Source organism: Dictyobacter formicarum (assembly GCF_016587435.1).
In genome coordinates this window covers 33552-45867 of sequence record NZ_BNJJ01000028.1, presented here as the reverse complement: position 1 = coordinate 45867, position 12316 = coordinate 33552, and the positions used below count along the sequence as shown (strand labels likewise).

Genomic DNA, 12316 nt, shown 5'->3' with positions numbered 1-12316 from the left:
CACATCCTTGCTTTATTGCTGACTCGATCAAATTCCGAAATGCATAGTGGTGCGTGACTTTATAAAAAACCCAGTTATCTTGTAAACTCGAAGAAGAGAGAATCATAAATATAATTGTATCTATTATTGAATACGATAACAAGCTTTTTAAAGCCTCATTTTTAGATAATACAGCAATAGATACAAAAAGCGTGTGCGTCTTTCGTGCTCAATGCATTTTACAAACATCAAGCGAGAGAATGCGACAAGAAATACGAAACCTTTGAAGCAAAACGTGCGCTACAGCGCACGTTTCTTTCACGTTTCTTTTGGGTAACGCGTGTGGCAAGGTGTCAGACAAGTGAGGAACCGAGCGGCGCGGCCACCAGGTCGCCACGTGTGCGGGCGACAAGCGGCTGTTGAAGGCCGCACCCACGGTATTGTTGCGGTTCGCCGTTTGGAAGCTATTCGCTCTTGAAGGGCGAGGCTGGATCGGTGAGCACTATGTTGAGTGTGCGGGCATTGGATTCTACCGGGTGCGCGGTCGCTTCCTCCAGGATTTGCTGACGCTCTTCTTCGCTCAGGTCGCGCGAGGGGTCCCAGCCGTAGCGTTTGAGGTCTACGCGTCCATCTTCGAGGAACGTGACGCCTTCGGCTTCCAGAAGCTGGCGCATGCGGCCGATCTGTCCAAAGGCGCGGCTTCCACTGAGCTCGCCTTTGCTGTTGATTACGCGCTGTGCTGGCGTTGGTTCGCTGGCCTCATGCATAAACCAGCCGATCATGCGGGCGCTGCGTGGATAGCCCAGGGCCTTGCTGATCCAGCCGTACGTTGTCACGCGGCCACGGGGACAGGCCTCGACGAGCGCGAAGGTCTGGGCCATTAGTTTGTTAATCTGCTTGCGGACGGCCTCGGATTCGTTAGTCATACGATATATCTCCATCTCTGTTGTTCTGTTCGCTTTTTGTGGGATGTTATGTATGATAGTAGCCTATTTCAGCACAGAATAAAAGGCCTTGATATGCCTGCTCGGGTTAAGCTGGTTGTAGCAAGCTGGCGATGCCTTTGATGGCTTGCATGGTGGTGTGAAACGTGATGCCATTTCTATATATGTATATGTGCATCGAATCTACACCCGGCGCGTACGCAACGCGCCGGGTGTAGATTGTATGGGGACGATTATTTGTGGTCGAGCTGCTCTTTAAGGGCGTCGATTTCCTGTATCCATAGGGCACTGCTGGCATCGCTGGGCATGCGCCAATCTCCACGGGGAGAAAGCGCGACCGAGCCAACTTTAGGGCCATCGGGCATGGCTGAACGCTTGAACTGTGAAGCGAAGAAGCGCTGGTAAAATGTGCGCAGCCAATCCAGGATCTCTGCTGGCGTGTGGTGGGCTTTGAAGACCTGGCAGGCGAGCCAGAAGATCTTGCGCGGTGCGAAGGCGTGACGTACGGCATAGAAGAGAAAGAAGTCGTGCAGGACGTAGGGGCCGATGGTAGCCTCGGTCTCCTGCAACAGCGCATCGTTCTCTCCCAACGGCAGCAATTCAGGACTGATGGGTGTGGCGCTGATATCCCTCAGGACCTCGGCCGTGGTGCCGCTGTAGACGCTGTCGGCACTCCACTCGATCAGGTAGCGAACCAACGTCTTTGGTACGCCAGCATTGACGTGGTACATGGACATATGGTCGGCATTGTATGTGCACCAGCCCAGCGCCATCTCGGAGAGGTCGCCCGTACCTACCATCAGGCCGCCAATCTGGTTCGCCATATCCATCAGAATCTGCGTGCGCTCCCGGGCCTGTGCATTCTCGTAGGTTATATCATGCACGTTGGGATCGTGGCCGATGTCCTTGAAGTGCTGCAGGACCGCTTCCTTGATCGGGATCTGCTGCAGGGTGATGCCCAGCGATTTCGCCAGTTGCTCAGCATTGTTCAGGGTGCGGCTGGTGGTGCCGAAGCCGGGCATGGTGATGGCCACGATCCCTTCCCGCTTCAGCTTCAGGATCTCAAAGGCTTGCTGCGTAACTAGCAAGGCCAGTGTCGAATCCAACCCACCGGACAGGCCGAGCGTGACGTGTGTGACGCCTGTATGCTTGAGCCGTTTGGCCAGTCCGACGGCCTGCAAATGGAAAATTTCCTGGCAATGCCTGGCGCGCTGCGCCGGATTGGCAGGCACAAAGGGCGTTGGCGAGAGGTCTGGTCGCAGCAGTGTCTCTGCCTCGGCGGTGGCCGCTCCCATTGGCAGGTTGAATGGAATGTTGCGATACGACTGATTGGGCAGCGCGGCTGAGAAACTGCTGTTCCTCAGACGCTCATGGTTCATACGCTGGACATCGATATCTGCCACCGCCATCTGGGTCGAAAAATGGAAACGCTCCGTTTCGGCCAGCATAATGCCATTCTCGTTGATCATGCAATGACCGGAGAAGACGATGTCGGTCGTTGATTCGCCCGGGCTCGCTCCGGCATAGAGGTAGGCGGCCAGACAGCGTGCCGCCTGTTGCTGTACCAGGCCGCGCCGATAGTCAGCCTTGCCCAGAACCTCATCGCTTGCCGAAGGATTCAGCAGGACCGTAGCGCCCGCCAGGGCCATCTCCCCACTTGGTGGCTGCACGGCCCAGAGGTCCTCGCACACTTCAATGCCCATTATGCACCCTGGAAAATTGAGCGCTGAGAAGAGCAGATCGGTGCCAAATGGAACAGTCTGGTCGGCGAGCTGAATAACATCCAGCGGACAATCTCTGGCCGATGTAAACCAGCGCTCCTCGTAATATTCATTGTTGGTAGGTAGATATGTCTTGGGCACGATACCCTGTACGCTATAGTCGCTGACGAGCGCGGCGCAATTATAGAGCTTTCCACCAATCTCAAAGGGCAGTCCGACGACCGCCGCTATCTGCGCTTCCCCGGCCGCCTCGGCTATTTCCAGCAGCGCCTCTCTGGCCTGCTGCTGTAACAGAGACTGATAGAACAGATCGGCGCAGGTATAGCCCGTGATACACAGCTCAGGAAACAAGGCCAACTGGCATCCACGCGCAGCCGCTTGCTGCAAGCTATCAATAATTACTCGAGTATTGTAACGAATATTTGCCACCTGCAACTCGGGCGCAACTGCTGCCACACGCAGAAAACCCAAAGAAGCTGGCGTTAATGCTTCCTGACTCACTTTTTTCCCTCTTCTCTATCGATGTTGAAGTAACCTTGAGTATAACATATCCAAATAGATCTCATTAAGAAGCAAAAACCAGAATATAAATAAGAGTGACCTCTCTATAAAAGAATTGTATCGCATCAGAAGGTATTAGAGCTATACAGAATTATCTTTTCGTTTTCCTGGTTCCTCTGAGCGCCCCCTGGGCCTGGGGAACGCAGGCGTCCCCAATCTCTTTTTTATTGTTAGTGCATCAGGCGCGTATTCACGCGCCTGATGCACTAACAATAAAAGGATATCCTGAGCATGGCAGGTGCGCAAACCCATCTGGTGCATTCTATAAAGAGTGGTGGTTCTCGATAAATTCGGTTAAAAATGCGTGATGTTTTGGGTGCTCTGTGGAACATATTATTGGATGCTAACATAAAAACTTGTGATTGCGGGTGTGATACTGTACAATTGACTCCCAAGCCATCTGGCAATGGGGATTCCTTCAGTCTATGTCCACTGGACTTTTTCTTATACAGGCGGGGCAGGAGCGGGCTGGCCTCTAGATGCTCAAGGTTGCCGAGGCGTGGGCCAGGGCATAGCCTCCCAGGTCGCTTTCTCTGCTATTGAGACGTTATTTACACATATTTTGTAAGGCTCTATCTGACACATGCACAATAGTAATAGTAATCTAAAAAGCGAATTGGACACAATTATTTCTGAGATCAGCAGGCTGCTGCAGAGCAAGGAGCCGCTGCTGGTGGCGCTCGATGGTCGTAGCGGCACCGGTAAATCAACAATCGCGCAGGCGATCGCCGATCGCGTCGAGAGCGTTATCGTGGTGGGCGACGACTTCTTTGCCGGAGGCAACGACGATGCCTGGTATGGGTGCAGCGCCAGGGAGAAGGTAGACAGGGTGATTGACTGGCAACGGATGCGCGCCCAGGTGCTGGAGCCGTTGCTTGCCAACCAGCCAGCATATTGGCATCCGCTTGATTTCGAGCCCGGAGTTGGCTGGATCGGCTGGAAAGACGAGATCGTCAGGCTCGAACCGGCGCCGGTGATTCTCCTGGATGGCGCATACTCCGCGCGGCCCGAGTTTGCCGACCTGGTTGACCTGGCCATACTGGTCGAGGTAGACGATGCAACGCGCCGCCAGCGCCTGCTTGCCCGAGAAGGTCAGGCTTTCATGGATCGGTGGCATCAGTTATGGGATGTCGCCGAAGATTACTATTTCACCCATCTTCGTCCGCGCTCATCTTTTGATCTTGTTATCAAAAATGATTAACGCATACATGCATATTTTTTTCATTCTCTAACGAACGTTGGCTATTGCTTGACTGCCTGGTAGAGGAGAGATCTCGCAATGCTCGCAGCATTGCGAGATCTCTCTTAGTCGCTGAGATGATCGAAGGCGATCTGCAAGTGTTCCGGGCCACGAAGGGCAGCATTCTTTCGATAGGGGGGCAGGTCGGTGACCAGTCGTGGAGCCTCGAGACGGCGCGCGAGTGCCTTCAAAGCCGTCACCGCTTCGAGCCGAGCAAGCGGCGCGCCAATACAATAGTGGTCGCTGCCGCCAAAGCCAAGATGCTCATTGTCATCGCGCTCAGGCCAAAAACGATCGGGATCGACAAAGCGAGCAGGGTCGCGGCTACCCGCCGCAAGCAATAGGACGACTGAAGCTCCTTGCGGGATGGTCACACCAGCGATCGGCACATCGGTAAGAGTCGTGCGTGTGCGAAACTGCACCGGCGGATCGTAGCGCAGCACCTCTTCCACCGTCGGGATCGCCAGTGCCGGGTTGCGCCGCAGGCGATCGAACACTTCGGGATGACGCAGCAGCGTCAGCATGCTGTTCGTGATCAGGTTGACGGTCGTCTCATGGCCGGCAATTAACAGCAATTGCATAGTGGCCAGCAGATCCGGCTCAGACAAGCGGCCATCCGGGTCATCTCCAACCACCAGGCCAGAGAACAAATCATCCTGGGGGTGCGCGCGGCGTGTCTCACTGAGCTGTTTCATGTATTCACGCATCTGGATTCTGCTTTGCGCTGCCTGCTGCACTTCCGCCTCACTCAAACTTTCTGTCGGGTCAAGCGTGCGCACCAGGTCCGAGGACCAGACACGAAAGCGCGGTTCGTCCTCAGGTGGCACCCCGAGCAACCGGCAGATGATCATAACCGGCAACGGATACGCAAAATCCTGAACCACATCAAGCTGGTTCTGTTGCTTCCTGGCATCGAGCAAGGTATTGACCACCTGTTCGATGTCCTCTCGCATGCCCCCGATCCGTTGCGGGGTAAACTGGTGCATGACCAGGCGGCGGAGCCGGGTATGCTCAGGAGGATCGGTAAAGATGAGTGACGGCGTGGTTGCTTCTGACGGAGCAGCCAGGGCTCTAGCCGGGTGCGCGCTCTTGCGCTCGTCGGAACTGATGCGCGGATCGTGGAGCAGCAAGCTGATCTCCCGGTACGTGCTGACGACATAGGTCCCATCCTCTTGCACCGAGATAGGCGTCTCGCGCAGGCGGGTATAGAGTGGATAAGGATTGGCCCGGCTGGCCGGGTCGAGCACCTGGGCAAACAGTTTCTCTGGAGGAATAATAACTGTCTGAGTCATGAGCGCGTTCCTCCTGTTTGTACTTCTTGCACCAGGGATCTCTTCTCCACGCCGATCTCATTCGCGTGCTGCGTTATGAGGGGTGGCGCACCAAGCGGGACACGTGGATCCAAGAGCTTGAGCACCTCTTCCCCAACCCGCTGTTCCGGCGTGCTCGGGCCAGCTCCCGTGATTGCTGCACCCGGATCGTGAGTGGGCTGCCCGCGTTTCGGGAAGCCTGCCGGTAAGGGATGCAGCTCGGCTGGCCCGTCGGAGGCGTGCAACTCTGGCGGGAACGACGCACGAGCCTCGATCAGCGCTTGATAGGCTGGTAAGGACCTGGGCGCGTTGACAGCAACCGCCGCGACGATGCGGCCATCTCGCCCGTAAGCGGCGACCAGGCGACGCTCCTCGATTGATCCCTGCGTGAGAACGATCGTATCAGCAAAGGTGGGCAAACCAATCGCTTTGATATTGACCCCGAACTGGTTAGACCAGAAGGAGGGCAGATGCTTATGCGCGCGTCGCGTCGCTGCATTGGCCAGCATGTTATGAGCTGCGGTCTCTGCCTGGGTGACGGCGTTGCTCCAGTGCTCGACCACCAGGAGCTCGCCCTCATAGAGGGAATGAGGCCAGCGTGCGATATCCCCTGCGACGAAAATGTCATCGGTGACCACCCCATCGGCATCGAAGGCACGACAAGCGGCGTCGCACACCACGCCACGCCCGTCGGCGGCCAGCCCGGCGCCCCGTAACCACTCTGTATTGCGCAGGGAACCCAGGGCCACCACGGCCACTTCTACGTCTAGTTCGTCTCCATCGGAGAGCCGAGCGCGGCGGAGCCTCTTCTGGGCATCTCCTTCCAGGGCCAGAACCGTGGTGTTGCAGCGCAGATCCACCCCGTGCCGGCGCTGTAAATTTGCGGCAAAGGTCCCGGCTGCCTGGCCAAGGGCACCAGCCAGCGGCGTCGCGCTGCGCTCAGTGACGGTGACTTGCAGGCCGAGTTCGCGGCAGACAGAAGCCACCTCAGAGCCGGTGAAGCCAGCACCAATGACCAGCACCCGTTTGGGTCTCGCCGCCAGATGAGCATAAAGCTGGGCGGCGTCGTCACGGGTGCGGAGCGTGAACACTCCGTCGAGGGCGGCTTGCTCTTTGTCCGGCCAGGGACGCGCCCGGGTGCCGGTGGTGATCAATAGGCGATCAAAGGGGACCCGGGGCCCATCGGCAAGTTGCACCTGCCGGTTGGACAGATCGAGCGCTGTCGCTGGGGCACCCATCAGCCATTCTGCCGCGATATCTCGTCGCCGGGGCAAGGTGGTATGCTCCTCCGAGATCCATCCCTCCTGGACCGTTTTGGACAAGGGCGGGCGATCATAGGGTTCGTAGGGTTCATCGCCGATCAAGGTCAGATGCCCCGTAAAGCCTTCTGCACGCAGGGTCTCCGCCGCGCGCAAACCGGCCAGAGAGGCACCAACGATCACCACGTGACCATTGGTGGCACCGTTCCATAAGGGGGGAGGGCTGCTCATCATACCTTGCCTCCAACATCCTTTGGTTGAGAAACCGTCTCAGGTTGCTCATCGAGGTAATCCAGCATAATGGCCTGGACTGGGCACGCCGCCGCGGCCCATCTGACCTGTTCACGCATCTGGTCATCGGGGGTATAGTCATATTCGAGGGCTTCTTCGCCATGAAAGCGGAAGGCTTTTGGCGCCAGAAACACACACTGTCCATAGCTCTGACATCGTGTCAAATCAACCACAATTCTCATGTGAACGCTCCTTTCATGTCTCCAGCATTTCCCAACGTTGTACTGTGAATGTACACACGCGCAAGTTGAACTGGCCTTCATTCAAACTCGCTTGTCAGCAGTTATGTACAATTGAAGGAATATCGGTCCCAATATTGTCTCGACAGTGAAGTTCTCTCTACTAGAATGACGCGTGGTGATGCAAGACGGTATACAGCAATCAGCCTCTATTTATCGTCTCGATGAACATATTGCTATCATCTCAAATGCATGAAGGTAAATATACCATTTCAATTTGGTTGTTCAATGACAGCCTCAGGGGTATCTTCGTGTTTTAGGCGTGAAGTACCTGATTCAATATGTCAATACACCATTGGAAATGGCCGTCCTGACCATCCTCGGAGTAGGCGTTGCTGCCGGCCAGGGCGTAGGCGGCCGCGTAGAGCGGATAGAGCTGGTTGATGCGCGGACCCGGATCGCTGGCGTTGGCAAGCATGGTGCGCAGCTCTTGCCGGGCCTCGTGAGCGTGTGGCGAATACATGTCGAAGAATAATGTGGCAAGGACGGCGTCGAAGCAGGGGTCGCCCGCTGTGGTCAGGAAGCCAAAATCGAGCAGTCCAATCGGAGCCATGCTGGCTGGATCGATCAGTATGTTCTCAGGACAGATGTCGCCATGGATGATGCCTGTACGGGGAATATGCAGGGTGTTGAGTTCGGCTATCACAGTGGTCAATTTAGACTCGAAGTTGTAGACGGCCCGTTCAAGGATCGTTTGATAGCGCCTGGCCCGCTTCTCTACCAGCTCCCCCAGGATCGCGCCCCAGCTAGCATGATAATCCCATGAGGAGGGCTCACCCATCAGGGCAAGCTCTCGGGCGGCTGGTAGGTCTTCGACGGATGCGAGCGCGGTTACCACGCCGACCGTTGCGGCCATGCCCTGCTGGCGTAATCTGATGTTGTCAGGATCGCGTTCAAGCATGCCCTTGAGCGGCACTCCGGCCAGTCGCTCTTCGATGCTGATGATATAACCCTGAGATGTGCTGAAAACGTTGTGTATCAGTGGGGTCGCAAACGGCAGCAGCTGCTCACGCAATTGGGCATAAAACGTGGCTAATAGCTGCACCTCTGCCTCAGTTTTGTGCAGCCACACTTTAGCCAGCATGTCATTGCCGACCGCAAACACGAAACCTTCCATGCCCGCGGCCACAAACTCCGGCGTAAAACCTGCCTGCCTGAGTATCATGTCTGCACTTTGTCTATCCATGCTATTTTATTTCCTTGCATAAGTATTGAGATGTTGATCAAACCAGGACAGAATGCGCGCCGAGAGGTCGCGATAGCTGCGTTCGCCCCAGGTTCTACCTGATTGTTTCCTTATATAAATAGTTCTTAACGCTACAAAAAATTAGCAGAGCAATAAACATGGACATATTATAAAGCAAGCCATCGAAACGAACAAGAAAAGCGGAAAACCTCATAGGTTCGGAGCTTGCCTCCGATTTGCCCCACCGTTTGTGGGGCCCCGGATCCCTATGACGGAACTCCTTTCTTGCCCACCACCTTCCTCCACGCGGTGCCCAAAAGTGAAGGTCGCTTTTGGGCACCGCGTGGAGGAAGGTGTGATGTCACGAGGGACCAAGCGGCGAGGATACAGGGCCCCCACAAACGGTGGGGCAAATCGGAGGCAAGCTCCGAACCTATGAGGTTTTCCGCTTTTCTTGTTGCGTTGAATATTCTTGAATGGATGGATTATACTACTGCCAGCGTTTATTTTTTTGGCTTGCACTATGAAACAATGAATATAAATTTTTACTTGTCTCAATTAAAGGAGCGGCGGCATTTATGTCAATCTTTGGAATCGTTGTTCTGGTTATAGTTGTGCTGGTAGTGCTGGTATTGGTGGCTTCCAGTTTGTATTTTTATCGCGTGGCGGTCTATCGCCAGCCCAAGGCTTTTCTGGTTGATAATCCCGATCTACAGCAGATTTTGACTTCGGATTTGCCGATCGCTGATGTGCCCTGGGTGGAGCAGCAGCCGTTTGAGTGTATCGAGATGAAGTCCTGGGATGGTTTGTTGCTGCGTGGTTTTTATTTGCCTGCTCCTCAGCCGACTACGAAGACGGTGGTGCTGGCCCATGGATATACGGGCAGCGCTAAATTGAACATGGGGCCGTTTGCCCAGATGTATCATGAGCAGCTTGGCTATAATGTGTTGATGCCCGATGCTCGCGGCCATGGCGAGAGCGAAGGAAACTATATTGGATTTGGCTGGCATGAGCGTCTGGATTATGTGAAGTGGATTCATCTATTGATGCAGCGGCTGGGCGAGGACGTGCAGATTGTGCTGCATGGTATCTCGATGGGCGGGGCGACCGTCCTGATGACCAGCGGTGAGTCGCTGCCCGAGCAGGTCAAGGCGGTGGTGGCCGATTGCGCCTATACCTCGGCTTACGAGATTCTGGCCTACCAGGGTAAGCGTATGTACCACCTGCCTGCCTGCCCCTTCGTGACCATGACCAGCCTGGTCTGTAAGCTGCGCTCCGGCTTCTTTTTTGAAGAGGCGTCTGCCCTGAAACAGGTCCAGAAGACCGATCTCCCCATTCTTTTCATCCACGGTGAAGAGGATACCTTTGTGCCGACCGCGATGGTGCACCAGCTCTATGCGGCCTGCCCGGGCTATAAAGAAATATTCCTGGTGCCCGAGGCCGGCCATGGCCTGGCCTTCAACGTCGACCCTGATGCTTATGCCTGCCGGAGCGAACAGTTTTTGTCCCGCTTTATCTAATCGGCGCACCGGCCCGGCTAAATTGGGCCTTCCCTGCAAAAAGCCAGTCATCACGGCGCCAGTAAATGTGCTGATCTAATACATCATATCAGATAAGGTACGATAGAATGTAATCTAAAGTATATAAAAGAAAAGGACTTTTAAACGTATCATGGATGAAACGTATACACAGGCATTAGAGAAGAAATTAGCCGCATGTGAGAGCGGTATCGTAGCTGGTTCTGCCAGCGGGCGAACTTTTTATGAAAAGGCGGCCGCATTGTATAAGCTTGAGCGTTACCAGGAAGCGTTGGTGGCTGCTGAAGAAGCAAGGCAGCTAGAGCCAGAAAGAGCCTCCATTTATAGGCTCAAAGGCGTTATTTTGATACGCCTGCAACGCTTAGAAGGAGCTCTGTTTGCCCTTGAAAAGGCTGTGCAGCTCGATCCTGCTGATCTGGCCTCTTACAAAAATAAAGGGCGTGTCTTGCTAACTCTACAACGTTATGAAGAAGCTCTACCTATCTATCAGACAATTCAGCAGTTAGATCCCTCGGATACTTATGCGCCTGAGGTTATGCAATATTTGCAGCAGGTGAAGAGACGCCAGCGTGTCCACCGCATAAATTATCTTTATAGAAGCATTGGACGCCTTTATTATGGCCTCTTTCTTGGTGGTATTGGCCTGGCGATGGCTTTGATGGCTCTTCGCGTTAATATCTTTTTCTCCTTTATAATTATTGCGCTTACTCTGGGAGCTTTCTATATCCTCGCATCAAAAGTTTATCGCTAACGACGATATGCTTTTTTTCGTTAGCTCATCATTTGTAATAATGGATTTGTTTACGTTTCTTTTTATGTGGGCATTACATTATTGTGCTATGTAAGATGCATGTAGCCAGCCCCGCCCTGTCGCAAGATATGTTTGATGCACAATACAACTATAGTTCCATTGATCATGGATAAGAAGGAGCGACCTGTGGCCGACACACATGATGAGACATGGAAGATCCCTTTTCCTATAACTATTGAGCTGGAACCTGAAAATGCTGATGAATGGAGAACGCTAGACGTTAGCAGGCTCGGGCAGAATTTTATCCGGGCGCTACCAGCCAGCGATTATACTGTGCTTTACGATGGCGATGAGCAGGTGCGTGGCGTTGATAGCTTTGTCGTACACGTGTTGATGGAGCTGACCAATGCTGCTACTTATCTCTGGGAGCAACGAGCAGCGATCGAGCAGGGTTTGGAGTATACGGGTACCACTATCTCTGTATGTACAGGTATTATTTCCCTATTGAAACAGCTCAAGGATACGCAGAAGAAACAGCCTGAAGGGGAGTCGCAGGGCATTACTTTTGTGGTTGAAGTCGATGGCAAGAAGGTGACGGTTCAGGCGCCAGAGGTAGAGGATGCAGAGGCTGCCCTCAAACTGGCTCAACGTCTGCTGTCGACCGCGCCTGCGGGCCAGCAGATTACCTCCAGGAGCAAAATCAAAGTCAGTGGTCGCGTCTCTCATTCCTCCAGGAAACGCAAACATTAATTCGAGGAGCAGCATTGAGCAATCGAAGCAGAGAAAGCAGCTGTGGAGTAATAAGTACTAAAAAGATTTGCTTAGAACATACGAACTATGTTATACTGACAAAGATAAGTTACGGATGAGTTAAATTTGCAGAATTGGAGGCAAGATATTCCTATGCCATTTCTTTCCATCCATACACTTTCCGGTAATCCAGATGATCTGCTGCAGAAGAAGCAGGAATATATGGACCCGGTTGTAAATCAGATTGCACCTGAATATGGAGCAATCACGAGTATTACAGCCAGAAAGGCCGATGGTCTTATCACCATCAATATATGGGAATCCATCGAAGGTGCGCAGGCGTTCACGCAACGACCGGAGGTACAGCAAGCGCAGGCTCGTTCGGGACTTCCTAAGCCAGCTACGTTTGAGCGCTACACTGAAGTCTACATCGAAAATTATCGGCAAGCAAAATAAATTCGTTGCCATACCGCCGCCGTAGATGCGCCCCTTGTGGGCAATACATTTCATTTATGCAAGAAGAAACATGAAACCCGTAGGTGCTGGC

11 protein-coding genes are annotated in these 12316 nt (G+C 53.9%); 5 read left to right on the top strand and 6 right to left on the bottom strand.

Annotated elements, in window-relative coordinates:
* Positions 1–443: 443 nt before the first annotated feature.
* Together JMI88_RS33520 and JMI88_RS33515 are read right to left on the bottom strand one after the other, a co-directional pair.
* Entirely contained in the window at positions 444–905 is a 462-nt protein-coding gene (locus JMI88_RS33520) for an MGMT family protein (protein WP_201366390.1), read from the bottom strand.
* 251 nt (positions 906–1156) lie between these two features.
* Positions 1157–3145, bottom strand: coding sequence for an NAD(+) synthase (locus JMI88_RS33515; protein ID WP_201366389.1), 1989 nt, complete (start codon positions 3143–3145; stop codon positions 1157–1159).
* Between the two features lie 643 nt (positions 3146–3788).
* Between JMI88_RS33515 and JMI88_RS33510 the strand changes: the two genes are divergently transcribed.
* Positions 3789–4406 carry a uridine kinase family protein gene (locus tag JMI88_RS33510; protein ID WP_201366388.1) on the top strand — a complete coding sequence of 206 codons (618 nt, stop codon included), beginning with the start codon at positions 3789–3791 and terminating at the stop codon, positions 4404–4406.
* 104 nt (positions 4407–4510) lie between these two features.
* Here JMI88_RS33510 and JMI88_RS33505 read toward each other — a convergent pair whose 3' ends face one another.
* The 4 genes from JMI88_RS33505 to JMI88_RS33490 form a co-directional block, all read right to left on the bottom strand.
* A complete protein-coding gene (locus JMI88_RS33505) occupies positions 4511–5737 on the bottom strand; it encodes a cytochrome P450 (RefSeq protein WP_201366387.1) in 1227 nt (408 codons plus the stop codon).
* Entirely contained in the window at positions 5734–7248 is a 1515-nt protein-coding gene (locus JMI88_RS33500; RefSeq protein WP_236023180.1) for an NAD(P)/FAD-dependent oxidoreductase, read from the bottom strand. Before JMI88_RS33500 ends, JMI88_RS33505 begins: the two co-directional genes overlap by 4 nt.
* Positions 7245–7487, bottom strand: coding sequence for a ferredoxin (locus tag JMI88_RS33495; protein WP_201366386.1), 243 nt, complete (start codon positions 7485–7487; stop codon positions 7245–7247). The genes JMI88_RS33500 and JMI88_RS33495 overlap by 4 nt, the downstream gene beginning before the upstream one ends.
* Before the next feature lie 313 nt (positions 7488–7800).
* A complete protein-coding gene (locus tag JMI88_RS33490) occupies positions 7801–8730 on the bottom strand; it encodes a phosphotransferase family protein (protein ID WP_201366385.1) in 930 nt (309 codons plus the stop codon).
* Between the two features lie 578 nt (positions 8731–9308).
* Here JMI88_RS33490 and JMI88_RS33485 point away from each other — a divergent pair.
* From JMI88_RS33485 to JMI88_RS33470, 4 genes are all read left to right on the top strand, one after another.
* On the top strand, positions 9309–10250 hold the full coding sequence (locus JMI88_RS33485) for an alpha/beta hydrolase (RefSeq protein WP_201366384.1): 942 nt from the start codon (positions 9309–9311) through the stop codon (positions 10248–10250).
* Between the two features lie 151 nt (positions 10251–10401).
* Positions 10402–11019, top strand: coding sequence for a tetratricopeptide repeat protein (locus JMI88_RS33480; protein ID WP_201366383.1), 618 nt, complete (start codon positions 10402–10404; stop codon positions 11017–11019).
* A 186-nt stretch (positions 11020–11205) separates the two neighbouring features.
* Positions 11206–11769 carry a hypothetical protein gene (locus tag JMI88_RS33475; RefSeq protein ID WP_201366382.1) on the top strand — a complete coding sequence of 188 codons (564 nt, stop codon included), beginning with the start codon at positions 11206–11208 and terminating at the stop codon, positions 11767–11769.
* Positions 11770–11922: 153 nt separating this feature from the next.
* A complete protein-coding gene (locus JMI88_RS33470) occupies positions 11923–12225 on the top strand; it encodes a hypothetical protein (protein ID WP_201366381.1) in 303 nt (100 codons plus the stop codon).
* Positions 12226–12316 lie beyond the last annotated feature (91 nt).

Bases quoted from the DNA above. Each gene is read 5' to 3' on its own strand.
- JMI88_RS33480 (WP_201366383.1), top strand. From the start codon at position 10,402: ATGGATGAAACGTATACACAGGCATTAGAGAAGAAATTAGCCGCATGT.
- JMI88_RS33520 (WP_201366390.1), bottom strand. From the start codon at position 905: ATGACTAACGAATCCGAGGCCGTCCGCAAGCAGATTAACAAACTAATG.
- JMI88_RS33500 (WP_236023180.1), bottom strand. From the start codon at position 7,248: ATGATGAGCAGCCCTCCCCCCTTATGGAACGGTGCCACCAATGGTCAC.
- JMI88_RS33490 (WP_201366385.1), bottom strand. From the start codon at position 8,730: ATGGATAGACAAAGTGCAGACATGATACTCAGGCAGGCAGGTTTTACG.
- JMI88_RS33495 (WP_201366386.1), bottom strand. From the start codon at position 7,487: ATGAGAATTGTGGTTGATTTGACACGATGTCAGAGCTATGGACAGTGT.
- JMI88_RS33470 (WP_201366381.1), top strand. From the start codon at position 11,923: ATGCCATTTCTTTCCATCCATACACTTTCCGGTAATCCAGATGATCTG.
- JMI88_RS33510 (WP_201366388.1), top strand. From the start codon at position 3,789: ATGCACAATAGTAATAGTAATCTAAAAAGCGAATTGGACACAATTATT.
- JMI88_RS33485 (WP_201366384.1), top strand. From the start codon at position 9,309: ATGTCAATCTTTGGAATCGTTGTTCTGGTTATAGTTGTGCTGGTAGTG.
- JMI88_RS33505 (WP_201366387.1), bottom strand. From the start codon at position 5,737: ATGACTCAGACAGTTATTATTCCTCCAGAGAAACTGTTTGCCCAGGTG.